21 protein-coding genes, 1 rRNA gene and 1 riboswitch (1 of these 23 cut by a window edge) are annotated in these 25,640 nt (G+C 65.1%); of the genes, 11 read left to right on the forward strand and 11 right to left on the reverse strand.

Going from position 1 to position 25,640, the window contains the following annotated elements:
• Positions 1 to 31 precede the first annotated feature (31 nt).
• Complete coding sequence (locus XI04_RS26060) at positions 32 to 910, reverse strand: MJ0042-type zinc finger domain-containing protein (protein WP_028139934.1); 879 nt, start codon at positions 908 to 910, stop codon at positions 32 to 34.
• Positions 911 to 1,083: 173 nt separating this feature from the next.
• Between XI04_RS26060 and ftsE the strand changes: the two genes are divergently transcribed.
• From ftsE to XI04_RS26080, 4 genes are all read left to right on the forward strand, one after another.
• On the forward strand, positions 1,084 to 1,743 hold the full coding sequence (gene ftsE / locus XI04_RS26065) for a cell division ATP-binding protein FtsE (RefSeq protein WP_152103638.1): 660 nt from the start codon (positions 1,084 to 1,086) through the stop codon (positions 1,741 to 1,743).
• Positions 1,736 to 2,704: a cell division protein FtsX gene (locus XI04_RS26070; protein WP_028139935.1), complete on the forward strand. Its 969-nt coding sequence runs from the start codon at positions 1,736 to 1,738 to the stop codon at positions 2,702 to 2,704. Before ftsE ends, XI04_RS26070 begins: the two co-directional genes overlap by 8 nt.
• Positions 2,705 to 2,807: 103 nt before the next feature.
• Positions 2,808 to 3,512, forward strand: coding sequence for a YdcF family protein (locus tag XI04_RS26075; RefSeq protein ID WP_028139936.1), 705 nt, complete (start codon positions 2,808 to 2,810; stop codon positions 3,510 to 3,512).
• Positions 3,513 to 3,560: 48 nt separating this feature from the next.
• Positions 3,561 to 4,334 (forward strand): lysophospholipid acyltransferase family protein, encoded by a 774-nt coding sequence (locus XI04_RS26080; RefSeq protein ID WP_038948516.1) that lies wholly within the window; start codon positions 3,561 to 3,563, stop codon positions 4,332 to 4,334.
• On the opposite strand, the gene XI04_RS26085 is transcribed toward XI04_RS26080, so the two are convergent.
• Positions 4,331 to 4,939 carry a gamma-glutamylcyclotransferase gene (locus tag XI04_RS26085; RefSeq protein ID WP_028139938.1) on the reverse strand — a complete coding sequence of 203 codons (609 nt, stop codon included), beginning with the start codon at positions 4,937 to 4,939 and terminating at the stop codon, positions 4,331 to 4,333. The genes XI04_RS26080 and XI04_RS26085 overlap by 4 nt on opposite strands.
• 110 nt (positions 4,940 to 5,049) lie before the next feature.
• On the opposite strand from XI04_RS26085, the gene XI04_RS26090 reads away from it, so the two are divergent.
• Complete coding sequence (locus XI04_RS26090; protein WP_038948515.1) at positions 5,050 to 6,234, forward strand: DUF2125 domain-containing protein; 1,185 nt, start codon at positions 5,050 to 5,052, stop codon at positions 6,232 to 6,234.
• Positions 6,235 to 6,248: 14 nt separating this feature from the next.
• On the opposite strand, the gene XI04_RS26095 is transcribed toward XI04_RS26090, so the two are convergent.
• Both XI04_RS26095 and XI04_RS26100 read right to left on the reverse strand, forming a co-directional pair.
• A complete protein-coding gene (locus XI04_RS26095; RefSeq protein ID WP_038948514.1) occupies positions 6,249 to 6,917 on the reverse strand; it encodes an NAD(P)-dependent oxidoreductase in 669 nt (222 codons plus the stop codon).
• Positions 6,918 to 7,038: 121 nt separating this feature from the next.
• Positions 7,039 to 7,908, reverse strand: coding sequence for an SDR family oxidoreductase (locus XI04_RS26100; RefSeq protein WP_028139941.1), 870 nt, complete (start codon positions 7,906 to 7,908; stop codon positions 7,039 to 7,041).
• 105 nt (positions 7,909 to 8,013) lie between these two features.
• Here XI04_RS26100 and XI04_RS26105 point away from each other — a divergent pair, with 105 nt between their 5' ends.
• Positions 8,014 to 8,904, forward strand: a complete 891-nt coding sequence (locus XI04_RS26105; RefSeq protein WP_038971927.1) for a LysR family transcriptional regulator — start codon at positions 8,014 to 8,016, stop codon at positions 8,902 to 8,904.
• A gap of 54 nt (positions 8,905 to 8,958) precedes the next feature.
• On the opposite strand, the gene XI04_RS26110 is transcribed toward XI04_RS26105, so the two are convergent.
• The 3 genes from XI04_RS26110 to XI04_RS26120 are packed head-to-tail and all read right to left on the reverse strand — an operon-like array spanning position 8,959 to position 11,876.
• Positions 8,959 to 9,897, reverse strand: a complete 939-nt coding sequence (locus XI04_RS26110; protein WP_038948511.1) for a prephenate/arogenate dehydrogenase family protein — start codon at positions 9,895 to 9,897, stop codon at positions 8,959 to 8,961.
• Positions 9,894 to 10,991, reverse strand: coding sequence for a histidinol-phosphate transaminase (hisC, locus tag XI04_RS26115; protein WP_038948510.1), 1,098 nt, complete (start codon positions 10,989 to 10,991; stop codon positions 9,894 to 9,896). Before hisC ends, XI04_RS26110 begins: the two co-directional genes overlap by 4 nt.
• A 36-nt stretch (positions 10,992 to 11,027) precedes the next feature.
• Positions 11,028 to 11,876: a chorismate mutase gene (locus tag XI04_RS26120; RefSeq protein ID WP_028139945.1), complete on the reverse strand. Its 849-nt coding sequence runs from the start codon at positions 11,874 to 11,876 to the stop codon at positions 11,028 to 11,030.
• 156 nt (positions 11,877 to 12,032) lie between these two features.
• A riboswitch (SAM riboswitch) is annotated at positions 12,033 to 12,112 on the forward strand.
• Between the two features lie 90 nt (positions 12,113 to 12,202).
• Between XI04_RS26120 and metX the strand changes: the two genes are divergently transcribed.
• Both metX and metW read left to right on the forward strand, forming a co-directional pair.
• Positions 12,203 to 13,399, forward strand: coding sequence for a homoserine O-acetyltransferase MetX (gene metX, locus XI04_RS26125; RefSeq protein WP_271609226.1), 1,197 nt, complete (start codon positions 12,203 to 12,205; stop codon positions 13,397 to 13,399).
• 1 nt (position 13,400) lies between these two features.
• Positions 13,401 to 14,063, forward strand: a complete 663-nt coding sequence (gene metW, locus XI04_RS26130; RefSeq protein WP_028139947.1) for a methionine biosynthesis protein MetW — start codon at positions 13,401 to 13,403, stop codon at positions 14,061 to 14,063.
• A gap of 115 nt (positions 14,064 to 14,178) precedes the next feature.
• On the opposite strand, the gene XI04_RS26135 is transcribed toward metW, so the two are convergent.
• Complete coding sequence (locus tag XI04_RS26135) at positions 14,179 to 15,042, reverse strand: alpha/beta fold hydrolase (RefSeq protein ID WP_271609227.1); 864 nt, start codon at positions 15,040 to 15,042, stop codon at positions 14,179 to 14,181.
• A 217-nt stretch (positions 15,043 to 15,259) separates the two neighbouring features.
• On the opposite strand from XI04_RS26135, the gene XI04_RS26140 reads away from it, so the two are divergent.
• Entirely contained in the window at positions 15,260 to 15,934 is a 675-nt protein-coding gene (locus XI04_RS26140) for a TIGR02594 family protein (RefSeq protein ID WP_028139949.1), read from the forward strand.
• A gap of 127 nt (positions 15,935 to 16,061) precedes the next feature.
• Here XI04_RS26140 and XI04_RS26145 read toward each other — a convergent pair whose 3' ends face one another.
• Complete coding sequence (locus XI04_RS26145) at positions 16,062 to 16,850, reverse strand: MOSC domain-containing protein (RefSeq protein ID WP_028139950.1); 789 nt, start codon at positions 16,848 to 16,850, stop codon at positions 16,062 to 16,064.
• 239 nt (positions 16,851 to 17,089) lie between these two features.
• Here XI04_RS26145 and clpB point away from each other — a divergent pair, with 239 nt between their 5' ends.
• Positions 17,090 to 19,729, forward strand: a complete 2,640-nt coding sequence (gene clpB / locus XI04_RS26150) for an ATP-dependent chaperone ClpB (protein ID WP_028139951.1) — start codon at positions 17,090 to 17,092, stop codon at positions 19,727 to 19,729.
• 146 nt (positions 19,730 to 19,875) lie between these two features.
• Here the strand turns inward: clpB and XI04_RS26155 are convergent, their stop codons facing one another.
• Positions 19,876 to 21,495 carry a hypothetical protein gene (locus XI04_RS26155; protein ID WP_271609229.1) on the reverse strand — a complete coding sequence of 540 codons (1,620 nt, stop codon included), beginning with the start codon at positions 21,493 to 21,495 and terminating at the stop codon, positions 19,876 to 19,878.
• Between the two features lie 155 nt (positions 21,496 to 21,650).
• Positions 21,651 to 23,714 (reverse strand): M23 family metallopeptidase, encoded by a 2,064-nt coding sequence (locus tag XI04_RS26160; protein ID WP_038948503.1) that lies wholly within the window; start codon positions 23,712 to 23,714, stop codon positions 21,651 to 21,653.
• 1,133 nt (positions 23,715 to 24,847) lie between these two features.
• Here XI04_RS26160 and XI04_RS26165 point away from each other — a divergent pair.
• A 16S ribosomal RNA gene (locus XI04_RS26165) occupies positions 24,848 to 25,640 on the forward strand (it continues 696 nt past the right edge of the window).

Raw genomic sequence — 25,640 nt, forward strand, 5'->3', positions numbered from 1 at the left:
TTCGGACCAACCTCGGTACCGGGCGGCGCGATTATACGCTGCCGCCGGCAATGTCGCGCCGGTTGAAGAAGCGAACGTCGATATTGCGGCCTTCCGGCGGCGGCGAGGCCAGGCGGGAGCGGAAGAAGGCGCGCTCGCCGGGCCGCAGCACGGTCTGCTCCAGCACCGTATTCCAGGCGTAGATCTCGGCGCCTTGCCCGTCGCGCACGGCAAAGCGCAGCCGCGGAATGTCGAGCGGCTTCTTGCCCTCGCCGACGATCACACCCTCGATCACCAGCACCTGCTTACCGTCCACGGTCTCGCTGGACAGCTTCACGTCCTTGAAGGCGAGGCCCCGCAGGTTCACCTCGAGCCCGACCATCTTGTAGAAGGCGGCGGTCTGCGGCAGCAGCCGCACCATGTCGCCGCGCCAGATCACCAGCGCCAGAACCAGCGCGCCCATGGCGGCGCAGGCGGTCGGCAGGCCGAAATGGGATTTTTTGGGCGACGCGGTGGCGACTGGACGGCTCACCCGCGCGCCGCGGCGGCCGAACAAGCCGCGGAACCAGGACTGGTGCTGCGCGCCGACGACCTCCTCCTCGGCTTCCCGGGCGGCCGCGGACCACTCGTCTTCGGTTTCCTTGGCCTCTTCGTCGGGCCAGTCGCTGGCAATCGAGGGGCTGTCGACGACGGGCGCATCAGTGGCGCCGTCGTCCTTGGCATAGGAGTTCCATTGCTCGGCAAGATCGGTCTGGTCGTCGGCCTGGCTGGCCGCGGCCATGGCCGGGACGGATGCCTCCTCGATGGCATCCTCGGCATGGGCGATCCAGGTCTCCTTGCAGCGGGAACAGCGGACCGCCCGTCCGTTCGCCCCAAGGCTCGCAAGCTTGATGGCGTAGGATGTCATACAATGGGGGCAGACGATATGCATGGACGAGCCTTGACGATGACCGCGTCGGGGAGAGCCGCGCGGCAAGGATGCTACGATGTATGCTACAGCGCGACCGTTAACGAACCGGAAACCATAACGGCGGCAAAACCCGTTGGTCGCGTATGGCGGAGCGCAGCAGTGCGACCCGCGTCCCCTCTCGAACGGAGCTGAGCTTGGTTCGGTTCGAAAATGTCGGATTGCGTTACGGTCTGGGGCCGGAGATCCTGCGCGACCTCAGCTTCCAGATCCCGGCGCATTCGTTCCAGTTTCTTACCGGCCCCTCCGGTGCCGGCAAGACCTCGCTGCTGCGCCTGTTGTTCCTGTCGCACCGGCCGACGCGGGGACTCGTCAATCTGTTCGGCCACGACATCTCGCGTCTCGGCAAGGACGAGATCGCCGATTTGCGCAAGCGCATCGGCATCGTGCTGCAGGATTTCCGCCTGCTCGATCACATGACGACCTATGAGAACGTGGCGCTGCCGTTCCGCGTCATGGGCCGCAGCGAGGCGAGCTATCGCAAGGAGGTGATCGACCTGCTGCGCTGGGTCGGGCTCGGCGACCGCATGGACGCGCTGCCGCCGATCCTGTCGGGCGGCGAGAAGCAGCGCGCGGCGATCGCGCGCGCCGTCATCTCGCGGCCGCAACTGCTGCTCGCGGACGAGCCGACCGGCAGCGTCGATCCGACGCTCGGACGCCGCCTGCTGCGGCTCTTCATCGAGCTCAACAAATCGGGCACCGCCGTCATCATCGCGACCCACGACATCGGCCTGATGGACCAGTACGAGGCCCGGCGGCTGGTGCTGCACCAGGGACGGTTGCACGTCTATGAGTAGGACCGACGAGCGCGGCGTGTTGGTCGACCTCGGACAGGAGCGTCCGCAGCTTCCGGCCAACGCGCGCAACATGTCGCCGATCGTGCCGCGGGCCTCGATCCAGGGCCGCGCGCTGGTCGCCGTCGTCGCCATCATGACCTTCCTGGCGTCGATGACCACGGGCACGGTGCTATTGGTGAGCGCATCCGCCGCGGAATGGCAGTCGGACGTCGCCAGCGAAATCACCATCCAGGTTCGCCCGCAGGCCGGCCGCGATCTCGAACGCGACACCGCGGCGGTGACGGAGGCGATGCGTGCGCAAGCCGGCGTCGTCGAGGTCAAGCCGTTCACCCGGGAGGAGAGCGGCAAGCTGCTCGAGCCCTGGCTCGGCACCGGGCTGTCGATGGACGACCTGCCGGTGCCGCGCATGATCATCGCGCGCGTGCAACCCGGCACGCTGCTCGATCTCGGCGTCTTGCGCGCGCGCGTGACCCAGGTCGCGCCAAGTGCCAGCGTCGACGATCACCGCGCCTGGATCGAGCGGATGCGCTCGATGACCAACGCCACCGTGCTCGCCGGCCTCGGCATCCTCGCGCTGGTCATCATCGCTACCATCATCTCGGTCTCGTTCGCGACCCGTGGCGCCATGGCGGCGAACCGTCCGATCGTCGAGGTGCTGCATTTCGTCGGCGCCGGCGACCGCTACATCGCCAATCACTTCCTGCGTCATTTCCTGAGGCTGGGCCTCGAGGGCGGCGTGATCGGCGGCGGCGCCGCCATGCTGGTGTTCGGCTTCTCCGAGTCGATCGCCGGCTGGTTTTCCGGTACCCCCGTCGGCGACCAGTTCGCGGCTCTGCTCGGCACCTTCTCGCTGCGGCCATCCGGCTACATCGTGCTCGCGGCCCAGGCCGTGCTGATCGGCGCCATCACCGCGGTGGCCTCGCGCCAGACCCTGTTTGCGACGTTGAACGATGTGGATTGAGTTCTTTCTTCCGTTCTCCCGCAGGAGAGGGCGAAGAAACCGGGACTCCACTTCGCCTCAAAACCTTTTAAAATCACCTCAGGGAAGGGATCACCGACATCATATGACCTCGCCGACCGACGATCGATCGCCGAACCTGCCGCGCGGCTGGCTGCGCGCGGCATTGGTGTCGACGATTGCGCTCGCCTTCGTCGGCGCGGCGGCGGGCTTCATCGCGTTCCTGTCGCAATTGCGCGGCGCCGAGATCGCCCCAAGCCGCAAGGCAGACGGCATCGTGGTCCTGACCGGCGGCTCCTCGCGGGTGTCGGACGCGATGGAGCTGCTCGCTGCCGGCTACGGCAGGCGGCTCCTGATCTCCGGCGTGCACCCGACGTCGACGGCGAGCGACATCTCCCGGACGTTGCCGGAGAACCAGTCCTTCATGACCTGTTGTGTCGATCTCGACCGCACCGCGCTCTCGACCCGCGGCAATGCGGCGGAGGCGCGGCGCTGGGCCGACGGCCGGCGGTTCAAGTCGCTGATCGTGGTCACCTCGAACTATCACATGCCGCGCGCGCTGGTGGAATTCTCGCATGCGATGCCGCAGACGACGTTGATCCCATTCGCGGTGGTCGGCGACAAATGGCGCGAGGAGCCGTGGTGGACCTCGGCGTCCACCTTGCGGCTGCTGCTGTCGGAATATGTCAAGTACGTCGCGGCCGAGCTCAGGGTGCGGCTGGAGGATTTCGGGATTGACCTTTCGCCCGAGATGTCGGAGCAGCCTGCAGGTCATCAGCCCAAGCGGCCCGCCACCGCCCAAGCCAATTAACAAGCCAAATTGATCGGCAAATTAATCGGCAAAATAATCGGATCGTCGATGTTCCTGATTTTCCTGCGCTCGCTCGTGTTCAACGTGCTGTTCTACGCCGTGCTGGTCTGCCTCGCGATCATGGCGCTGCCGACCTTCGCATTGCCGCCGCGCGCCATGCTGACGGTTGCGGAATGGTGGGCCAAGGCGACGCTGGTCCTGATGCGCGTGGTCTGCAACATCAAGGTCGAATTCCGCGGGGTCGAGAAGATACCGCAGGGGCCGCTGGTGATCGTGGCAAAGCACCAGTCGTTCTGGGAGACGTTCGTGTTGCCCGGATTCTTCAATCGTCCGATCTTCATCCTCAAGCGTCAGCTCATGCAGATTCCGGTGTTCGGCCAGTTCCTGGTCAAGACCGGGATGATCGCGATCGACCGCAAGGCCGGCGTGAAGGCGCTCTTGGACATGACGCGGCGGGCGCGCGAGGCGGTGCGCTCGGGCCGGCAGCTCGTGATCTTTCCGGAAGGCACGCGCCGCGCGCCGGGCGCGCCGCCCGACTACAAGACCGGCTTCGCGCAGATCTATTCGTCCTGCGGCGTGCCGTGCCTGCCGATCGCGCTCAACTCCGGCCTGTTCTGGCCCCGCCGCACCTTCATGCGCTATCCCGGCACGCTCGTGGTGGAATTCCTCGATCCGTTGCCGTCAGGCCTGCCGAAGGATGAGTTTCTCTCCCGTGTGCAAACGGCCATCGAAGAGGCAACCAGCCGCCTCGTCGAAGCCGGCCGCAAGGAGCAGGAGCAATTGATCGGCGCCTCGCCGAGTTACGCCCCGTCGGAGAGCTAGCGGCTCTCTCGATCATCGGGAGCCGGCGGGTGCAGGGAATGCGCATCGCCATGCAGCATGGTCGCGAGCTGATGCAGCTGGGCGTCGCGAAAGCCTTCGGCCTCGATCGCCTTCACCGTCGCGGTGACATAGTCGCGATTGGCGCCGGACTGGCCGTGGCCCTGGACGACATGGCGGTGCTGCTCGGCGAGCGAGAGGCGGCCGGCATATTGCACATGGCCGCGGTCGACGACATAGGCGAGCGCGGAGACGCGCTGGCGCGCATCGTTCTCCAGCCACACCGAGCGCATCACCTCGCGATAGACCGAGGTGACCTGCTCGCGCGCCCGCAAATACGCGACGACCTCGGTGCGGTTCTTTTCAGCGACACGGAAGGCGATGCCGCGGCAGGCGCCGCCGCGGTCGAGCCCGAGCACCAGGCCCGGCTTCTCCGGCGTGCCGCGATGGACGAAGGAATAGACGCAGAGCGCCCGGTGCTCGCCGACCAGCCGCGCCGGGACGCGCTCCTCGAAGTCGAAGCCCGGTCGCCACATCAGCGAGCCGTAGCCGAACACCCAGAGGTCGCCCGTGGCTGTCGTGACGGAGGGGAGGGTGATTTCGGACATTTCGGGCACGGCTACCAGAACCGCGCCCCCAAGCGAAGTGAATTCTCCGCCTTTCGTCGGGGGCTGGCCTCGCTTACATTTGCCAAAATCTGGGGCCAAAGGGTCGCCGCATGTCCAATATGACCGTTGCCGCAGGCCGCCGTTCCCGTTGGGGCCTTTTCATCGCCCCCCTCCTCGTCCTGATCCTCGCCGTCGCCTGGAGCTGCTTCTGGTTCTATGCGGCCTCGCAGGCCGAGATCGCCGCAGACGCCTGGCGGGCGCAGGAGGCCAAGTCCGGCCGCATCTATGATTGCGCCAAGCGCTCGATCGCCGGATTCCCGTTCCGCTTCGAGGTCCAGTGCTCCGGCGCCAGCGTCGCCCTGGTCTCGCAGAACGCCAACAAGACGCCGTTCACGGCCAAGCTCGACAACATCCTGGTCGTTGCGCAGGTGTACGATCCCAAGCTCGTCATCGCCGAATTCTCCGCGCCCGCGACGCTGACCGACGGTGTCACGCAAAACACCTTCGTGGTGAACTGGAGCAAGGGCCGCAGCAGCGTGGTCGGCCTGCCGGCGGTGCCGGACCGCGCCTCGATCGTGTTCGACGATCCCAACATCAATCGTCTCGACGGCAGCATGCAGGTGCCGCTCGCACGTGCCAAGCAGGTCGAGCTGCACGGGCGCCTCGCGGACGGATCGCCAGCCGATCATCCCGTGATCGAGACCGTGCTCCATGTCGCGCAGGGCAGCATCCAGGGCGTTCATCCCTTGCTCGCCGAGCCGTTCGAGGCGGACACGCGCGCCAAGATCACGGGCCTCTCCGACCTGACGCCAAAGCCCTGGCCGCAGCGCTTCCGCGAGATCCAGGCCGCCGGCGGTCATATCGAGATCGTGCAGTCGCGGATCCAGCAGGGCGAGATGATCGCGGTTGCGGCCGGCACGCTTGGCCTCTCCGCCAATGGCCGGCTCGACGGCGAATTGCAGATGACGGTGACGGGCCTCGAGCGCGTGATCCCCGCGCTCGGCATCGAGAAGATGCTGGAGGAGGGCGTGCCGCAGGCAACGCTCGATCGCGTCGCGCCCGGCGTGAAATCGCAGGACCTCAACAATCTGTTCGGCGCGCTCGACCGAGCCGTGCCCGGCCTCGGCAAGGTGATCAAGCAGAACGCCAATGCCGGCGTCGCCGCCGGCATCAACTCGATCGGCACCGAGAGCACGCTGGAAGGCAAGAAGGCGAGAAGCTTCCCGCTGAAATTCGTCGACGGCGCCGTGCTGCTCGGCCCGGTCAAGGTCGGCCAGATCCCGCCGCTGTATTAGAGCGTGGGCTGAGTTCACCACGTGATCAACGGCGCACGATGCAGCCAGGCATCGGCGCGCAGTTGATCCAGGACGAAGGTCGCAACGTCCTGTCGCGATATGCTTCCTCCACGGAAGTCGGAGAGGTCCGTCAGGGCTCGGACCGAGCCGCGGCCGGGCTTGTCGTTCAGGACTGAGGGCCGAACGAGAACCCAGTCGAGCCCGCTGTTTCTGACGATGGCCTCCTGGCGGTTTTTGTCGGCGTACACCTTGCGCAAGAGCAGCGGGAAAATCAGATTGTCGAAAACAAACCCGCCATGGCCGGCGCTATCACCTGCGCCAATTCCGGTGATGCAGACGAGGCGCGAGACTTGTTGCGCCTTCATCGTATTCACAAGCATGCGTGTCGCCGCCGAGAGCAGCGTCACCTCGCGGAACGGGCTCGCCGGTGTGCCGAGTGCGCTGACAACGGCATCACGGCCCTTGAGTGCCTGACGCAAGGCGATCTCGTCGCGGGCATCGCCGATGATGAGATTGGCACCCTTCAGATCACGCGCTTTCTCGCCAGAACGCACGAGCGCCGCGACGTCGTACCCTCGCGCCACCGCCTGGTTGACGATCAGGCGGCCGGTGGCGCCGGTCGCGCCAAGGATCAGTATCTTCGGTGGGACAGTCCGGATGTTATCGGTTTCGGAGTCTTGCATGGTCGTGACCTCGGAATGCGGGACGTCTCCGTGGAGGCCGCCCCCTGGTTCATGTTCGTTGTGACGATCAGAGCTTGCCTTCCGCGAGCAGCTCGCGGGCCCTTGGCTGATGCCGCTGCCGTCAGGCCGAAGCCGTGATCTCAGAGACGAAGTCGCGATAGGAGCGCAGCGGACGGCCGAGGAGAGTGTTCAAACGCTCGACGTCGCCGGCATTGGGGATCATTCCGTCGGTGAGGAAGCGCTCGCTCATCAGCCGCATGTCGAAGGCCATCCAGCTCGGCATGAACTGCCTGAGGTTCTTTTCGAAGCCGGCAGGATCGTCACCCGGATATGCGATCGTGCGACCCAGCACCTCCGACCAGATGGCGGCAGCCTTCGCGCCGGTCAGTGTGTCCGGACCGACGAGATTGATCCGGTCGGGCGGAAGTGATGCGCCGGACTTGTCGCGGCGGACGAGCTCGATGGCCGCGATTTCACCGATGTCGCGGGCGTCGATCATCGCCAGTCCTTTGCCGCCGATCGGCATGGGGTAGACGCCGTATCCGCTCACCACGTCCTTGATCGTGAGATCGTTGTTCATGAAGTAGGCGGGGCGCAGGATGGTGGCGTTGAAGCCCATCTGCTCGATCATCCGCTCGACGCCGAACTTGCCCGCGAAGTGCGGCACGTTCACGTACAGATCGCTGTGGATCACCGACAGATAGACGAGCCGCTCGACGCCAGCTTCTCGCGCAATGTTGAGGGCGATCAGCGCCTGGGTGAATTCGTCCGCTACCACGGCGTTGAGCAGGAACAGGGTGGAGACGCCTGAGAACGCACTGCGCAGCGAGTCAACGTCCAGGAGGTCGCCCTGCACGACGTTCACGCCCGGCGGCAGGTTGGCCTTTGCAGGATCGCGGACGAGGGCGCGAACATCGGCGCCGCGCTTGACGAGCTGTTCAACGACTTGGCGGCCGACATTGCCGGTGGCGCCGGTCACGAGGATGGTCATGGGTTCACTCTCCGGGGTGGGTTGCTGGACACCCCCGCAAATTAGTGACCCACGTGCGGGCCGATAGACGCTATATTTGTACAGACCGTCTCATTGGTGGAACATATGGATCTGCTCGCACTCGCCGATTTCAACCTTGTCGCCCGTCACGGCGGGTTCGGACGGGCCGCCCGGGCTGCCGGCCGCCCGAAGGCGACGCTCTCGCGCCGGGTCTCCGAGCTGGAGGGCAGCCTTGGCTTGCGCCTCTTCGAGCGCGGAAGCCGCACGCTGAAGCTCACCGAGGAAGGGCGGGCGCTCTATGAGCGGACGGGAACATTGCTCGCCGAACTCGACGAGACGGCGGCGGCGATCGCTTCAGGCGGTGCCAAGCCGCGAGGCAGCTTGCGGATCAGCGCGCCTCTGCTTTTCTCGCAAACTGCGATGGGAAAGCTGGCCGCTGCGTTCGCTCTGAAATATCCGGAGGTGCGGCTCGAGGTCACGACGGAAGACCGCGCCGTCGACATGATCGAGGAAGGCTATGACCTCGTGATCCGCGTCAATCCCGACCCCGACGAAACCCTTGTCGGACGAATCCTGATGCGCGATCGGCTGGTCGTGGTCGCGAGCCCCGACCTCAGTCGCCCTGCGTACGATCTTGCCGTTCCGACCGTGGTGCGTGGTGCGAGCGATCTGACATCGGCGTGGGAGGTGAAGTCTTCGATCGGAAACTCACGGATCTCGACCGATCCGGTGCTTCGCCTGTCCTCGATCGTTATGGTTCGCGATGCGGTCCGCGCAGGCGTGGGCGCCGCTCGCCTTCCTGTGTCGCTTGTGAGTCACGACCTGGCGGCCGGCAAGCTCGTCCACTGGGGTGATGTCGACGGACCGGAGATCGTCCTCTGGGCGCTGTACCCTTCGCGCCGGCTGCTCAGCGCTCGCGTATCCGCGTTCCTCGACTTTCTCAAGGAAGCCTTTCCCTCGGGGACGCCGGGTGAGCTCGCGGCCTTCATCGACTAGGTCAAGGGAGCAGATCGAGATCGCTCCCGCGCTGGCGCCATCCGAGCTACGAACTCACGGCTTGTTGCCGAGCTGCCCGTGCTGCCGGCCGAAATCCGCGGCCGCCGAATCCTGGCCGATCTCGACGATGCCGCGGCGGATGGCGCGGGTGCGGGTGAAATGGTCGAACAGGGCTTCGCCGTCGCCGCGGCGGATCGCGCGGGTCAGTTTTGCGAGGTCCTCGGTGAAGGTGCCGAGCATCTCCAGCACGGCCTCCTTGTTGGCGAGGAAGACGTCGCGCCACATCGTCGGGTCGGACGCCGCGATGCGGGTGAAATCGCGGAAACCGCCGGCGGAGAATTTGATCACCTCGGACTCCGTCACCTGCGCCAGCTCGTCGGCGGTGCCAACGATGGTGTAGGCGATCAGATGCGGCAGATGGCTGGTGATCGCGAGCACGAGATCGTGATGGTCCGGCGTCATCACCTCGACCTTGGCGCCCATCGCCGCCCAGAAGGCGCGCAGGCGATCAGTCGCGGCCGCGTCGACGCCTTCCGGCGGGGTGAGGATGCACCAGCGATTGATGAAGAGCTCGGCGAAACCTGAATCCGGCCCCGAATGCTCGGTGCCTGCCACGGGGTGCGCCGGCACGAAATGAACGGTCTTCGGCAGATGCGGCGCCATGTCCCTGACGATGGCGCCCTTGACCGAGCCGACGTCGGAGACAACGGCGCCGGGCTTCAGATGCGCGGCGATCTCCTGCGCGACCTCGCCGCAGGCGCCGACGGGAATGCAGAGGATGACGAGATCGGCATCCTTCACTGCTTCCGCATTGGTCGCCACGACCTGATCGACGATCCCGAGCTCCATCACCCGCGCGCGGGTCTTCTCCGAGCGCGCGGTGGTGACGATTTCGCCCGCCAGGCTCTGGAGCTTCGCAGCGCGCGCGATCGAGCCGCCGATCAGGCCGAAGCCGATCAGCGCGACGCGCTGGAAGTGCGGTGCGCTGCTCATTTGCCGGCCATGAAGTCGCGCAAGCCGTCGACCACGAGGCGGTTGGCCTCCTCGGTGCCGATGGTCATGCGCAGCGAATGCGGCAGGCCGTAATTCTTCAAGCCGCGCAGCACGAGGCCCCGCTTGGTCAGGAAGGCGTCGGCGTCATCCGCGGTCTTGCCCTTGTCGGTCGGGAAATGGATCAGCACGAAATTGGCGACGCTCGGCGTCACCTTCAGCCCAAGCTTGCCGATCTCCTCGGTCAGCCAGTTGCGCCAGGTCTCGGTGAATTGCTTCGACATCGCCTGGTGCGCAGTGTCCTCGATCGCGGCGACCGCGGCATACATTGCCGGCGTCGACACGTTGAACGGGCCGCGGATGCGGTTGACCGCGTCGATGATGTGCTCGGGGCCGAACATCCAGCCGATGCGCAGTGCGGCGAGGCCGTGGATCTTGGAGAAGGTGTGCGTCACCACCGTATTCTCGGTGGTAGCGACCAGTTCGATCCCCATCTCGTAGTCGTTGCGCGAGACGTAGTCGCAATAGGCGGCATCGAGCACCAGCAGCACGTGCGACGGCAGGCCGGCGCGCAGGCGCTTGACCTCGTCGAACGGCACATAGGTGCCGGTTGGATTGTTGGGGTTGGCGAGCCAGACCAGCTTGGTCTTCGGCGTCACCGCCTTGAGGATGGCGTCGACGTCGCAGGTGAGGTTGGTCTCCTGCGCGACGACGTTCTTGGCGCCCACCGCCATGGTCGCGATCGGGTAGACCAGGAAGCCGTGCGTGGTGGAGATCGCCTCGTCACCCTGGCTGAGATAGGTGTGGGCGAGCAGATTGAGGATCTCGTCCGAGCCGGCGCCGCAGATGATGCGGTTCGGGTCGAGCCCGAAGGAGCGGCCGATCGCCTCGCGCAGCACGCGCGAGGTTCCTTCCGGATAGTCTTCCAGGTGATCCGCCACGTGCTTGAACGCCTCGATCGCCTTGGGCGAGGGCCCGAACGGCGTCTCGTTGGCCGACAGCTTGAACACCTTGCGGCCCGGCTCGGCGACCGGGCTCTTGCCGGGCGTGTAGGGCGCAATGTCGAGAATGCCGGGATTCGGCACGGGGCGGGACATCTTGAACTCCGAAAATGGCGGGGCGCGGCGCGTGGTTTACGATTTCGCCCCGGTCGGGGGCACCGTATAGCGCGTTGCGTGGCTGCCGACGAGGGCTGTAGAGCGCACCGAGGCCCCCGCCTCGATCAGGGCAGCCCTGATTTTGTCGATGCTGGTCGCGCTCGTGACCGAGACCAGCAGCGCCGCGCCGTCGAAGGCGGTATCAGGCACCGCCACGATCTCGGCGAGCGGCGACAGGGCGCGCGCGACCTCGGCGTTCCACCCGGACACGCGGACGCTGAAGGTCTCGACCTCCGTCACCAGGGCGCTGTCGGCGACGCGCGAGATCGCGAACACCGGCAGTGCGGCCGGATGATCGGCGCGCTCGACGAAGGGCATCCGCGCGATGATTTTTGGCGCGCCTTCCGTTTCGAGCAAGAGCCACCATGGCGTGCGGCTGGACGTCGCCGAGACCAGCGCCAGATCCCCCTTGGATTTCGCCACCGCCTCGACTGCGGCCTGTGCGCTGAAATGCGCGACGTAAGGCACCGTGAAGCCGAAATGGAAGCGCGCGGAATCGCGCATCGCCGGCTCACTCGCCGAGATGTCGGCATGCACCGAGAACGGTGCCTGCACGTAAGTGAACGTCGAGATGATGACGCGCCAGATGCTCTCGACCGTGTCGAGCGGCAGGATGCCGCGATGGCGCTGCACGATCTCGCGCATCATGGCGGCCTCGCGCGCCGGGCGGAACGCCGAGCCGACCTCCTGGGTCTGCTTCACCTGGATCAGGCGGTCGATGATGTCGCCGCGCTGCATCAGCAGGCGATGCATGCCCTCGTCGATCGCGTCGATCTCCTTGCGCAGTTCCTGAAGCGATGGTGGCGCGGGCGGACGTTGGGACATGTCTGGCTGTCGATGGTTTCGATGGGGGATGTCCTGATTAGGCAGTCAGGGCAGCGAAAGCAAAGAGAAATCACGTCCTTTTCGGACGACGCGTGAGAGACGAATTGGGCCGATCCGGGCCGCGACTTGACGAAAACCGCCCAAGACGGTAGCTTTTGCCCGTTCCGTGGTCATTTGAGCCGGCCGGCTTGCAGCCACGTTAAAAAACTCGCTAAACAGGCCGGGGACGCTTCTGATCCCGGCCGAACCTATCGTTCAGGCCGGGTTTTTCATGGCCTGATGTCACTGCGGTCTCGATCCCGACCGCAAACGAGGTCGATGGTCAGATGGGTGGCGTCAAGTCGATACCGAGTCCTGCGATCAGCGCCGACGAGCGGTCGCACGAGGTGGATCATCCAAGCTCGCAGATCGCGCATTTCGGCGCCGAGCAGCCGCTGCGGCTCGATTGCGGCGTCGATCTCACCCCGTTCCAGATCGCCTACCAGACCTATGGCGAGCTCAACGCCGATCGCTCCAACGCGGTGCTGATCTGCCATGCGCTGACCGGCGATCAGCATGTCGCCAACGTGCATCCCGTCACCGGCAAGCCCGGCTGGTGGGAGACGCTGGTCGGCCCCGGTCGGCCCATCGATCCCAAGCACTACTTCATCATCTGCTCCAACGTGATCGGCGGCTGCATGGGCTCGACCGGGCCGGCCTCGATCAATCCTGCCACCGGCAAGGTCTGGGGCCTCGATTTCCCCGTCATCACCATCCCCGACATGGTGCGTGCGCAGGCGATGCTGGTCGACCGGCTCGGCGTCGACACGCTGTTTGCGGTCGTCGGTGGCTCGATGGGCGGCATGCAGGTGCTGCAGTGGACCGCCGCCTATCCGGGCCGCGTGTTCTCCGCGCTGGCGATTGCCTGCGCGACGCGGCACTCGGCGCAGAACATCGCCTTCCACGAGCTCGGCCGCCAGGCCGTGATGGCTGATCCCGACTGGCACGGCGGCGGCTATGCCGATCACGGCATCCATCCGCATCGCGGGCTCGCGGTGGCGCGGATGGCGGCGCACATCACCTACCTCTCCGATGCCGCGCTGCATCGCAAGTTCGGCCGGCGCATGCAGGACCGCGAGCTGCCGACCTTCTCGTTCGACGCCGACTTCCAGGTCGAGTCCTATCTGCGCTACCAGGGCTCGTCCTTCGTCGAGCGCTTCGACGCCAATTCCTATCTCTATCTGACGCGCGCGATGGACTATTTCGACATTGCCGCCGACCATGGCGGCGTGCTCGCAAAGGCGTTCGCGGAAATTGCGACCCGCTTCTGCGTGGTCTCCTTCACCAGCGACTGGCTGTTTCCGACCTCGGAATCGCGCGCGCTGGTGCACGCGCTGAATGCATCGAGCGCGCGGGTGTCGTTCGCCGAGATCGAGACCGATCGCGGCCACGACGCCTTCCTGCTCGACGTTCCCGAATTCTTCGACATCTCCCGCGCCTTCCTGCAATCGGCGGGCAAGGCGCGTGGACTGAAGGATGGCTAGCATGTCTGTGCAGGAAGTATTGCCGCTGGGCGGCCTTGCGACCGGATCGTCCGGCCAGTTTCGCGCCGATCATCTGCTGGTCGCCGAGATGGTCAAGCCGGGCTCGAAAGTGCTCGACGTCGGCTGCGGCGAGGGCGACCTGCTTCAGCTGCTGGAGACCCGCGGCATCGACGGCCGCGGCATCGAGCTGTCGCGCGAGGGTGTCAATCGCTGCGTCGCCAAGGGCCTTGCGGTGGTGCAGGGCGATGCCGACACTGACCTCGTCAATTATCCGGATGACGCCTTCGACTACGTGATCCTGTCGCAGACGCTGCAGGCGACGCGGCAGCCGCGCGTGGTGCTGGAGAATCTGCTGCGCATCGGCCGCCGCGCCATCGTCTCGTTCCCGAATTTCGGTTTCTGGAGGATGCGGCTCCAGCTCCTGGTCGGCGGCCACATGCCGCGCACCGAGAATTTGCCGGCGACCTGGTACGACACCGCCAACATCCATTTCTGCACCATCAAGGATTTCGTGCAGCTCTGCGACGAGATCAACGTCAAGATGGAGCGCTCGGTCGCGCTCGATCTCTACGGCCGCCCGGTGCCGCTGAATCTGCCCTGGTGGGTGTGGAACATGTTCGGGGAGCAGGCGGTGTTCCTGCTCAGCCGGGGCGGGGGGAAGTGACGCCGTAGGCGTCATTCCCGGGCGCGCGTAGCGCGAGCCCGGAATCAATCGTGCAACAGCGCCCGCAGCCCGATGGATTCCGGGCCTGCGCCTTCGGCGCATCCCGGAATGACAGCTAGTGTGGAGCCAGCGACCGCGGATCGCGCACCGGCCATCGTCCCGCTTCCACCAGCGTCACGAACCGCTCCACACTTTCGTTGAACAGCGCGGGCTCTTCGAGATTGAGCACGTGGCCCGACTTCGGAAACATCGCCAGCCCCGCCGCAGGCAGATGCTGCTTCAGGAACAGGCTCGGTCCGACGCACGGATCGTCCTCGTCGCCGCAGATGATCAGCGCCGGCGTCGATGCGTGCTTGATCGCATCCGTCATCGTGTAGATCGAGGGGCGGCCGCCCTGGAAGCCGCGCATCGTACGCGCCGATCCCTTGGAATCGTGGCGCGCCAGCGCGGCATAGAAATCGGCATGGCCGCGCGGGTCCTTCACCAGGAAGGGAATCCGGCTCGGCGCCTCGCGCGTGACCTTTGCGACCTCGGCGGAGCCCAGTGTCTCGAACTGCTCGGCGTTGGCGCGGCACTGCTTGCGCCAGGCCTCCAGGTTCTCGATCTCCGAACCGGAGCCGACGCCGGCCAGCGTCATCGACAGCGCGCGCTGCGGCGCGTTCAGCCCGATCTGGAGCGACGAGTAGGCGCCCATCGACAGGCCGACCAGATGCGCGCGCTCGATCCTGAGATGATCGAGCACCGCGAGCGCATCGGTGTAGAAATGCGTGTAGCTGTAGACCTCACCCTCAGGCACGTCCGACGGCGTGTAGCCGCGCGCCGAATAGGTGATGCAGCGATGGCCGCGCGAGAAGTAGCGCATCTGCGGCTCCCAATTGGTGTGGTCGGCCGCGAACTCGTGCAGAAAAATGATTGGCGTTCCCTGACCCGCTTCTTCGAAATAGATGCGGACGTCGTCCCTGGTCGTGGCGTGGGGCATTAACCGTTTCCCTCTCTTAAAGCCGCCTTTGCAGGATTGCAGTTAATGCTGTTGTCGGCAATGCGGCAGCCTCAAGCCAGTATCGGCGCAAAATCATCGCAGCTATTCGCAGGCAGCCCGCGTCTTTTTCTCGCCACATCGGGCGGCTTAACGGCCAGACCGATGTCGGCCGTTGCACGGGCCGATTGGGAAGTGGGGTGTCAACGAAGGATGAAGAATGTTTGAGTTGTTTGCGTCTCGCCTGTCGCGTTGTGTTGTCGCGCTGGCGATTTTGTTCGCGGCGGTTGCCGCATTGGTTTCTCCGGCCTCAGCGCGGCCGCATCATCGTCATAGCGCAGAGCGGCACGCTTACGTGCACCACGCCAGGCATCATCATTACCGCCACCATGCCCGCAGCTCGCGCTTCGAGCGCAGCGCGGCGCAATTGCAGGCGGGCGGATTCGCCGACACCCAGGCGAGCTATGATCCGAACGCCAACAGCGGCGGCATGGCCCATACCGCCATGGTGAACACCGCAATGGCCAATAGCGGCGGCTTCGGCGGCGGATCGAGCCTGGTGTCCGAGGCGCGCCGCTATGTTGGCGGCAACCCGACCGGGCGCGGCAGCCTGTGGTGCGCGCGCTTCATGAACATGGTGCTGGAGCACACCGGCCATAAGAGCTCGGGCTCCGACATGGCGAGCTCGTTCGCGCGTTACGGCACCCGTGTCTCCGGTCCGCAGGTCGGCGCCATCGCGGTGATGTCGCGCGGCCGCCGCGGCGGTCATGTCGGCATCATCACCGGCGTCGACGCACAGGGCAATCCGATCATGATCTCCGGCAACAACGGCAACCGCGTCCGCGAAGCGCCGGTCTCGCGCGGCCGGATCTATGCCTATGTCATGCCGAACTAACGGTGCCATAGCGACGGTGCCGTAGGGTGGGCAAAGCGCAAGCGTGCCCACCACTTCCGTCCGCTCGATAAAGATGGTGGGCACGGCGCAAGAGCGCCTTTGCCCACCCTACGGCAGCGGAGTTCGCTCACACCAGCTTCGGCTCTTCCACCGCAACCGCATCGCCGACGCCGATGTCGCCACCTTCGATTACCTCGGCGTAGATGCCGCAGTCCATGTGGCCGAGGTTGCGCGAGAGTGTCGGCGGTATCTCGAGATCGCGCTTCGCCGTCACCGGGTCGACATTGGTGGCCGGGCAACGGACGATGCGCTTGACCACCTTCAGCCGCGCCTGCCCGATGGCGAGCGTCTGGCCGACGAGATCGAGCTCGGACCAGGCCGGCCAACCCTTCACATAGAGATTGGCACGGAAACGCAGGGGATTCACGGCGGTGCCGCCCAGCATTGTCTCGATGGCGCGGACGCTGCCGAGATTGATGATGGAGACCACCTTGCGGGCGACGTCGGAGAAGCTGTGGTCGCGGCCTGACAGGACCTTTGGCGGCCCCTTCAGCTCCGGCTGAAAATTCTCCGCGAAGTAGCGCTCGATGGCGGCGCGCCCGGCCGCGGTCTCAAGATCGCCGCTGGCGACGGTCTGGCCGTCCCTGCGGATGGTCAGGACATTGGTGGCGTCGTCGAACCGGCTGTCGAGCTCGGCAAGCCGCTCATTGCGCGCGAGCATCAGAAACTGGATTTTCGGCTTCCACTCGGGTCGCTCGGGATCAAAGCCGCTCGGGCCGTTCTCGATGGCGTAGCGGCGGTCGGCGGGCAGGGTCTGGCCCGTCCGCAAGGGGGCGCGGCGCAGGGACTCCGGCGTCAGGCCCTTGATCGGGTAGCGGTAAAGGCCGGCGATTTCGGCAGTGTGGCTGACTGTCATGCCGTTACTTAAGGGATTCGAGCCGGCCCCGCCAAGCCGGCGGGCCAGCGCACGAAATTGTGAACTGGCCTCTTTCGCATCTGCAACCTGCTTCCCACATCTGCCTCAGGCCGGCGGCAACGTCGGCAAAACATGACCGTTACCGGTTGAGAAACGTCAATGCGGTAATCGGAAACCCAATGAAGATGCCGTTTGGAGTGCCTTAGAGGGCTCCAGGGGCAGGCCGAGGGACAGACAAGATGAATATCGACAAATATACCGAACGCTCCAGGGGCTTCGTCCAGTCCGCGCAATCGCTCGCGGTGCGTGAGGGGCACCAGCAGTTTTCCACCCTGCACGTGCTCAAGGTCCTCCTGGACGACAATGAGGGGCTGGCTTCCGGCCTGATCGACCGCGCCGGCGGCAATTCCCGTGCAATCCTGAAGGCGACCGAGGATGCCCTCGGCAAGGTGCCGAAGGTCAGTGGCGGTGGCGCCGGCCAGATCTATCTGGCGCCCGAGCTCGCCCGTACTTTTGATGCCGCCGAAAAGGCCGGCGAGAAGGCCGGCGACAGCTTCGTCACCGTCGAGCGGCTGCTGCTCGGCCTGACGCTGGAGAAGACCAGCGAGGCCGGCGCGATCCTCGCCAAGGGCGGCGTCACCCCGCAAAACCTCAATGCGGCGATCGAGGCCCTGCGCAAGGGCCGCACGGCCGATTCGGCCACCGCCGAGAACGCGTACGACGCGCTGAAGAAATACGCCCGCGACCTGACCCAGGCGGCGCGCGACGGCAAGCTCGATCCGGTCATCGGCCGCGACGAGGAGATCCGCCGCACCATCCAGGTGCTGTCGCGCCGGACCAAGAACAATCCCGTCCTGATCGGCGAGCCCGGAGTCGGCAAGACCGCCATCGCGGAAGGGTTGGCGCTGCGCATCGTCAACGGCGACGTGCCGGAGAGCCTGAAGGACAAGAAGCTGCTGTCGCTCGACCTCGGCGCGCTGATCGCGGGTGCAAAATACCGCGGTGAGTTCGAGGAGCGGCTGAAGTCCGTGCTCCAGGAGGTGACCGCGAGCGAGGGAAATTTCGTCCTGTTCATCGACGAGATGCACACCCTGATCGGCGCCGGCAAGGGCGACGGCGCGATGGACGCCTCCAACCTGCTCAAGCCCGCGCTCGCCCGCGGCGAGCTGCACTGCATCGGCGCGACCACGCTCGACGAATACCAGAAGCACGTCGAAAAGGACGCCGCGCTGGCGCGGCGCTTCCAGCCGATCTTCGTCAGCGAGCCCTCGGTCGAGGACACCATCTCGATCCTGCGCGGCCTCAAGGACAAGTACGAGCAGCACCATGGCGTGCGGATCACCGATTCCGCGCTTGTCGCGGCGACGACGCTGTCCAACCGTTACATCACTGACCGCTTCCTGCCCGACAAGGCGATCGACCTGATGGACGAGGCCGCGGCCCGGCTGAAGATGCAGGTCGATTCCAAGCCGGAGGAGCTGGATTCGCTCGACCGCGAGATCATCCGGCTCAAGATCGAGCAGGAAGCTCTCAAGAAAGAAAGCGACCCCGGCTCCAAGTCCCGTCTCGAGGCGCTCCAGAAGGAGCTGGCCGAGCTCGAGGAGAAGTCCGCGGCGCTGACGGCACGCTGGAGCGCGGAGAAGAACAAGCTCTCCAACGCCCAGAAGCTGAAATCGGAGCTGGACGCCCTGCGCGTCGATCTCGCCGACGCCCAGCGTCGCGGCGAATTCCAGAAGGCCGGCGAGCTGGCCTATGGCCGGATCCCGCAGCTCGAGAAGCAGCTTGCGGATATCGAGGCGCGCGAAGGCTCCGGCGAGATGATGGAGGAGGCGGTCACCGCCAACCACATCGCCCAGGTGGTCTCGCGCTGGACCGGCGTGCCCGTCGACAAGATGCTGGAGGGCGAGAAGGAAAAGCTCCTGAAGATGGAGGAGCAGCTCGGCACCCGCGTCGTCGGCCAGGCCGAGGCCGTGCGTGCGGTCGCAACTGCCGTGCGCCGCTCGCGCGCGGGCCTGCAGGACCCGAACCGCCCCACGGGCTCGTTCATGTTCTTAGGGCCCACCGGCGTCGGCAAGACCGAGCTGACCAAGGCGCTCGCGGAGTATCTGTTCAACGACGAGACCGCGATGGTCCGCCTCGACATGTCCGAATACATGGAGAAGCACTCGGTCTCGCGGCTGATCGGCGCGCCTCCGGGCTATGTCGGCTATGACGAGGGCGGCGCGCTCACCGAAGCGGTGCGGCGCCGGCCCTACCAGGTGGTGCTGTTCGACGAGATCGAGAAGGCGCATCCCGACGTCTTCAACGTCCTGTTGCAGGTGCTCGACGACGGCCGCCTGACCGACGGCCAGGGCCGCACCGTCGACTTCCGCAACACGCTGATCATCATGACCTCGAACCTCGGTTCGGAATTCCTGGTGAATCAGCCGGAGGGCGAGGACACCTCGGCCGTGCGCGAGCAGGTGATGGGAATGGTGCGCGGGCATTTCCGCCCCGAATTCCTCAACCGCGTTGACGAGATCATCCTGTTCCACCGCTTGCAGCGGAGCGAGATGGGCCGGATCGTCGAGATCCAGTTCGCGCGGCTGCAGAAGCTGCTGACCGATCGCAAGATCGTGCTGACGCTCGACGCCGCTGGCCGCGACTGGCTCGCCGCCAAGGGCTGGGACCCCGCCTACGGCGCAAGGCCGCTCAAGCGCGTGATCCAGCGTCACGTCCAGGACCCGCTCGCCGAGATGATCCTGGCCGGCGACGTCAGGGACGGCGACAGTGTCGCGATCTCCTCCGAAGGCAACGTGCTGACCTTCAACGGCAAGGCACCGCAGACCGCCGAGATCACCCAGTTCGAGGCGCCAGTGGCGAAGCGGAAGCTGAACTGAACGCGGGCGATCAAAGCCTGAAACGACAAGCCGCCCCGGAGAGGCCAGCCCTCTCCGGGGCGTTTTGTTTTGGGGGGCGCTGGCAAAAGCGTGGTCCGAAAAGGTGCGCAGCATCCCGCTTTAGCTAACGCGGTGGGGATCAGACGCTATTTCTTCACCACCTTGTAGATCGCGTTCTCGACGTCCGAGGTGAAATAGATCACCCCCGTCGCACCGATCGCCACGCCCGTCGGAATATTCGTCGGCAATCCGCCGGGAGCGCCCGCGAGGCCGATCGGGAGATTGGCGGCGATCTCTGTGATCTTGCCGCTTTCCGGTGCGATCTCGATCAGCCGCTTGGCGCCGACTTCCGCCACGATCAGTTGGCCGTCGTTCCCGCGCGCGATGCCTTCGGGCATTTTCAGCTCCTTGGCGACCACGGTCTTTTCGCCGTTGCTGTCGATCCGGGACACGGTGCCTGCAAAGGCTTCGGTGACGTAGACCTCGTCGGATTTGCCTCGGACGAGCCCGACCGGGCCCTCGAGGTCGCCGATCAGCGTGGTGCGATCCTTGCCGTGCTCGCCGCTCACCTTGACCAGCGACTTGGTGCCGAGCTCGGCTACCAAAATGCTGCCGTCGGCGAGCATGATCGCATCGTGCGGCGCCTTGAAGCCGTGCAGCAAGTCGCGTGTCGCGCCGGTCTTGGCGTCGATCACCTGCACCGTGCCGGTGAACCAGCTCGACAGCACCACATCGTTGCCCTTCGCCGTCGCGCTCATCGGATATTCCAGCGTGGTGCCTGCGGCGTGCATGCGCGCCTTTTCGGTGACCTCGCCGGTTGCGCCGTCCACCGTGCGATAGGCGAACACGTCGGCGAGGTGGATCGTATCCTTGCCGTTCTCCGAGGTGACGCCGATGCCACCGGGCAAAGCGAGCTTGCCGATGATGATCTGCTTGGCCTGGCCGGTCGCGGGATCGACCTCCTGAATGCCGTTGTCTGCCATGTTGGAGACGTAGATGCGGTCCTTGTCGTCGATCGCGAGATTGTCCAGCGACGGCTTCAGTTGCGCGACCAGGGTCCTGGCGCCCGACTTGGGATCGACCCGGACGAGCTGGCCGAGCGCGGTGTCGACCACGAAGAGATTGCCCTTGGAATCGAAGTTCACCGCGGCCGGGACCTTGAAGCCGTCGGCGACGACGGTCAGCTCGGCCTTGTCGACATCGACTTTCGCGACCTGGCCCTTGAACCAGAGCGGACCGTAGAGCTTGTCGTCGGGACCGAACTCGAAGCCGTTGAGGCCGCCCATCTTCTCCATGATCTGGCGCGGCGGCTTTACGCCCTCGACGTCGATCTCATAGAGCGTGTCGCCGAGGAAAACGGTGGTGGCATAGAGCCTGCCGTCCTTGCGGAAGGCGAGCGAGTTGATGCCGGGAAGGTCGCTCGCGAGCTTCTTGATCGGGTCGTCGCCCTTGCGCGCATAGAGATCGCCGGTGAGGAATCCGGTCCAGGCCATGGTGCCGTCGGGCGCAAACGCGATGTCGTCGGCCATTCCGATCGGCGAGGGGATTGCAACCTTGGCGGTACCGCCTGATACGTCCACCTCGTAGAGAGCGGCGCCGGCGACGCTGCCGGCGAACAGATGGCCGGCCTTGTCGATGCCGAGCCCATGCACGCCATGGAATGCCGAGCCCTGGACCAGCTTGGTGACCTCCCAAGTCTCGGCGGATACGCTCGTGGTGGCGAAAAGGGCAGCGACGACCGCTGCGCAGGCGAGCCTGTTCTTCATGGCGAGACCTCCCGTTTTTTGGAAAGTATTCGCCCCTGGTGCCGCTTTGGCAAACGAAACTTGACGTTGAGACGCCGCCAAGCGGGGCCTCGCGCGAGAACGTCGAATTTGGATCGTGTCTGGAGATGTCCGGCGCCGATGTCGGCCGGTTGCAATTAGCGGTTGCTGACCTGCAACGGGCCGCCGGTCGCGTCCGACATGCGGGCGATGGCGCCGCCGCGGCCGCTCATCATGCCGTCGAGCCGGTCGCGCTCCTTCTCGAAGCCTGCGAGCATCGGGCCCTCGAGCGAACGGCCGCGCGGCAGCTTCACGCGCATCGGATCGACGAAGCGGCCGTTGACCAGGATCTCGTAGTGGACGTGCGGGCCGGTCGACAGGCCGGATGAGCCGACGAAGCCGATCACCTGGCCCTGCCGTACCTTCTTGCCGATCTCCATGCCTTTGGCAAAAGCGGACATGTGACCGTAGGCCGTCTCGTAGCCGTTGTTGTGCTTGATGCGGATATATTTGCCGTAGCCGCCTTCGGGGCCGGCCTTCTCGATCACGCCGTTACCGGAGGCGAAAATCGGCGTGCCGTAGGCCGTGGCCCAGTCGACGCCGGTGTGCATCTTCACATAGCCCAGGATCGGGTGGCGGCGGCCGCCGAAGCCGGAGCGCATGATGGCGTTGTTGACGGGCTTCCTGACCAGGAATTTCTTCGCGCTCTTGCCGGTCTCGTCATAGTAGTCGACGACGCCGTCGTCGGGGCTCTGGTAGCGGTAGTATTTCTTGGTCTCGCCGCCGACCGTGAGGGAGGCGAACAGCACGTCGTTCTTCTCCGTCGACGTCACGCCCTCGTCCTCGCCGGCGTAGAACACGTCGAAGGAATCGCCCGGCTGCACCTTGCGCTGGAAATCGACGTCGTAGGAGTAGATCTTGATCATGTCGTCGATGACGGGCATCGGCACTTTGTTGCGCATCGCGGTCTCGTAGATGCTCTGGTAGAGCCGCACGCCGGAGCCGTCGTCATCATCGTCGTCATCGCTGCTGGCGCTGGCCGCGGCATCGGCGACGGTGTTCATGCTGGAGACGTCGACCGCGACGTATTTGCCGAGATCGGACAGCGCAGCGATCGCCTCGACCATGGTCTCGTTGGCGACGACGACGCGGTAGGGCTGGAGGCGGGCACCGGGGCTCGCCGGCGCCATCAGGATGCGGAGCTTCTCGCCGTCCTTGAGGCCGCCGTCGCGGCCGCGAGGGCCGAGCGTTGCGGTGATCGCCTTGATCTCGTCGGCGTTCGCGCCGAGATCGCGCAGCACCGAGGCGACGCTGTCGCCCTTCTTGACCAGATGGACGCGTTCGCCGTTGGGATTGCCGCCGGTGATCTGCTCCTTGGTCTTGGGCAGCAGCGTGACGTTTTCCGGCACCACGCGCGTCTCGAAGCCGGCATAGGGATCGGACGGCGAGGCTTCCGCGGCGTAGGCGCTTCTGATGTCGGACGGGCCGGTCGCACCGGAGACGTCGGCTGCGGCATTGGCGAGCGAGGCGTAGCGCACCCCGCCATTGCCGCGCCAGTTGGCGGCATCGCGCACCCGCATCAGGATGTCGTCGAGCGCCACCACCGCGGAAATCTTGGCTTTCGGCAGCACCGGCGACAGGTCCTTGGTGACAAAGGACACTTCGGCGTCGGGCTCGACCGCTTCGGGATTGTTGGGATCGTCGGATGCGGTCTTCGGATCGGAGCCGACATCGGTGAGCAGGCGTTGGGCGTTGAACGGCGGGATCTTCGCCGACAGGTCGCTCGTCGTCATCGACAGATTGCCGGCGATCCGCACGAAGGGGCGCACCCGCATCACGTCGCGGTTGCCGACGCGGGCCACCGTGGAGACGCGCATGATGTTGCGGGACGCCGTGGATTCGCTCGGCGGCGGCAGGCGGTCGCTCTTGTGCAGCGTGGCGGCGCGATCGGCGGCGCCGAATGCACCGCGCAGCGCGCCCTCGACCCGCTCCGGCACCTTGGCGAAGGTCATCTCGCCGTCGAGCGATGCGAAAACGGCGCCGCCAATCAGGGCTGCGCCGCAGAGTCCGGTCAAGATTGTCCCGCTGAACCATTGCACCGAGACGCGGCGGCGGTCGATTACGGCGGCTTCAGAACCATCGACGGACAGCGGCGGCTCGTGGCCGAGATCGATGATCCCGGTCTCACGCCCGTAAGCGCCGCGTGATGTCCTGTGGTTCAACGCAAGTCCCCCAATCAACGACCCAAGATGCCCGCTTTCGAACCTTGTCCTGGTCGCCCTCTTGATGGGGGATCGCCGGAAAAGGCAAGCCGCGCAGGCGTCCGTGCTCAGAAGGCCCCTCGGGTGGGGCCGGCCGAAATTACGAACAGCTGGACGGGTGAAGCTCTCTCGATGTCTCTCGAATGTCGGAGGAAGGCCGCGTCATCTGCAAGATCGCCTTCCTCTGACCCCATGAAAACCGCCGGCAGCCCCCACTGGCATCCCTGCGATTCAAGCTTGTCTCTTATCAGAACGCCGCGGGATTGTGGCTCAAGTACGGCGCCTGTCATCGAAAAAGTTTCCTGAACGGCCGGAGGGCGGGGGCCTCTCCCGAGAGGGTGCCGCCAGCTGCGTCCCACCGCGAAGGTACGGTAAGCCGCCCCTCAAGCTCTCCGCAAGTCGCCGACCCGCGCTCCAATCCAATCGCCAAGCCGTTTCCCAGGTGGCTTGCCAGGTCGCTTGCCGGGTAGCTTCCCGGTCCCCTCCCACGACCCCTCCCAGGTCGGCTCCGGAGCCCCCTGGGGCCCAAACTTTTTTCAAGTTTTTTCACCGCCCCGATCGGATCGACGCATCCGCAGTCCTTGTAACCATCTGGAAACGCGTTGTTTTTAGCGACAATCCACCGTGCGACGATTTGTTGACAATGGGCGTTGACAATCCCGAGTGCGGGGGCCTATAACCCGACCACTGAGCGCGGCGCCGCCGGGTCACTGACCAAGGCGAGCGAACGCGCCACTGATGCTCCTCACCTTGTTGAGTGACACAACAGTCGACGTAAGTCGATTGGAGTTCATCCATCGTCGGTAAGGGTGTCGGAACCCTTCCTCTCAGGAAGGTTGAGACCTCCACGGTCTCGGGCTGTTTGACAAGTGAAGATGAAGAAAGAGAAACGTGGACGGCGGAGTCCTTGCGGGTCTCGCTCCTGAAAAGCTTCGGCTTTTCTGGTCGGGACCGGACGAAAGACTTCGGCGGTACACGTTTCAAAGGAAACACCATCGTTGCCAGCGATGTGAATCGCAGGCAGCACATCGACTTCGGTCGATAATGGTGGGACCTCGTCAAACGTTGTGATCAGCCGGTTCAAAGTTCAAGTCCAACTTGAGAGTTTGATCCTGGCTCAGAGCGAACGCTGGCGGCAGGCTTAACACATGCAAGTCGAGCGGGCGTAGCAATACGTCAGCGGCAGACGGGTGAGTAACGCGTGGGAACATACCTTTTGGTTCGGAACAACACAGGGAAACTTGTGCTAATACCGGATAAGCCCTTACGGGGAAAGATTTATCGCCGAAAGATTGGCCCGCGTCTGATTAGCTAGTTGGTGAGGTAATGGCTCACCAAGGCGACGATCAGTAGCTGGTCTGAGAGGATGATCAGCCACATTGGGACTGAGACACGGCCCAAACTCCTACGGGAGGCAGCAGTGGGGAATATTGGACAATGGGGGCAACCCTGATCCAGCCATGCCGCGTGAGTGATGAAGGCCCTAGGGTTGTAAAGCTCTTTTGTGCGGGAAGATAATGACGGTACCGCAAGAATAAGCCCCGGCTAACTTCGTGCCAGCAGCCGCGGTAATACGAAGGGGGCTAGCGTTGCTCGGAATCACTGGGCGTAAAGGGTGCGTAGGCGGGTCTTTAAGTCAGGGGTGAAATCCTGGAGCTCAACTCCAGAACTGCCTTTGATACTGAAGATCTTGAGTTCGGGAGAGGTGAGTGGAACTGCGAGTGTAGAGGTGAAATTCGTAGATATTCGCAAGAACACCAGTGGCGAAGGCGGCTCACTGGCCCGATACTGACGCTGAGGCACGAAAGCGTGGGGAGCAAACAGGATTAGATACCCTGGTAGTCCACGCCGTAAACGATGAATGCCAGCCGTTAGTGGGTTTACTCA

Origin of the sequence: Bradyrhizobium sp. CCBAU 11430, assembly GCF_028128855.1 — a bacterium.
Taxonomy (GTDB): Bacteria; Pseudomonadota; Alphaproteobacteria; order Rhizobiales; family Xanthobacteraceae; genus Bradyrhizobium; species Bradyrhizobium ottawaense.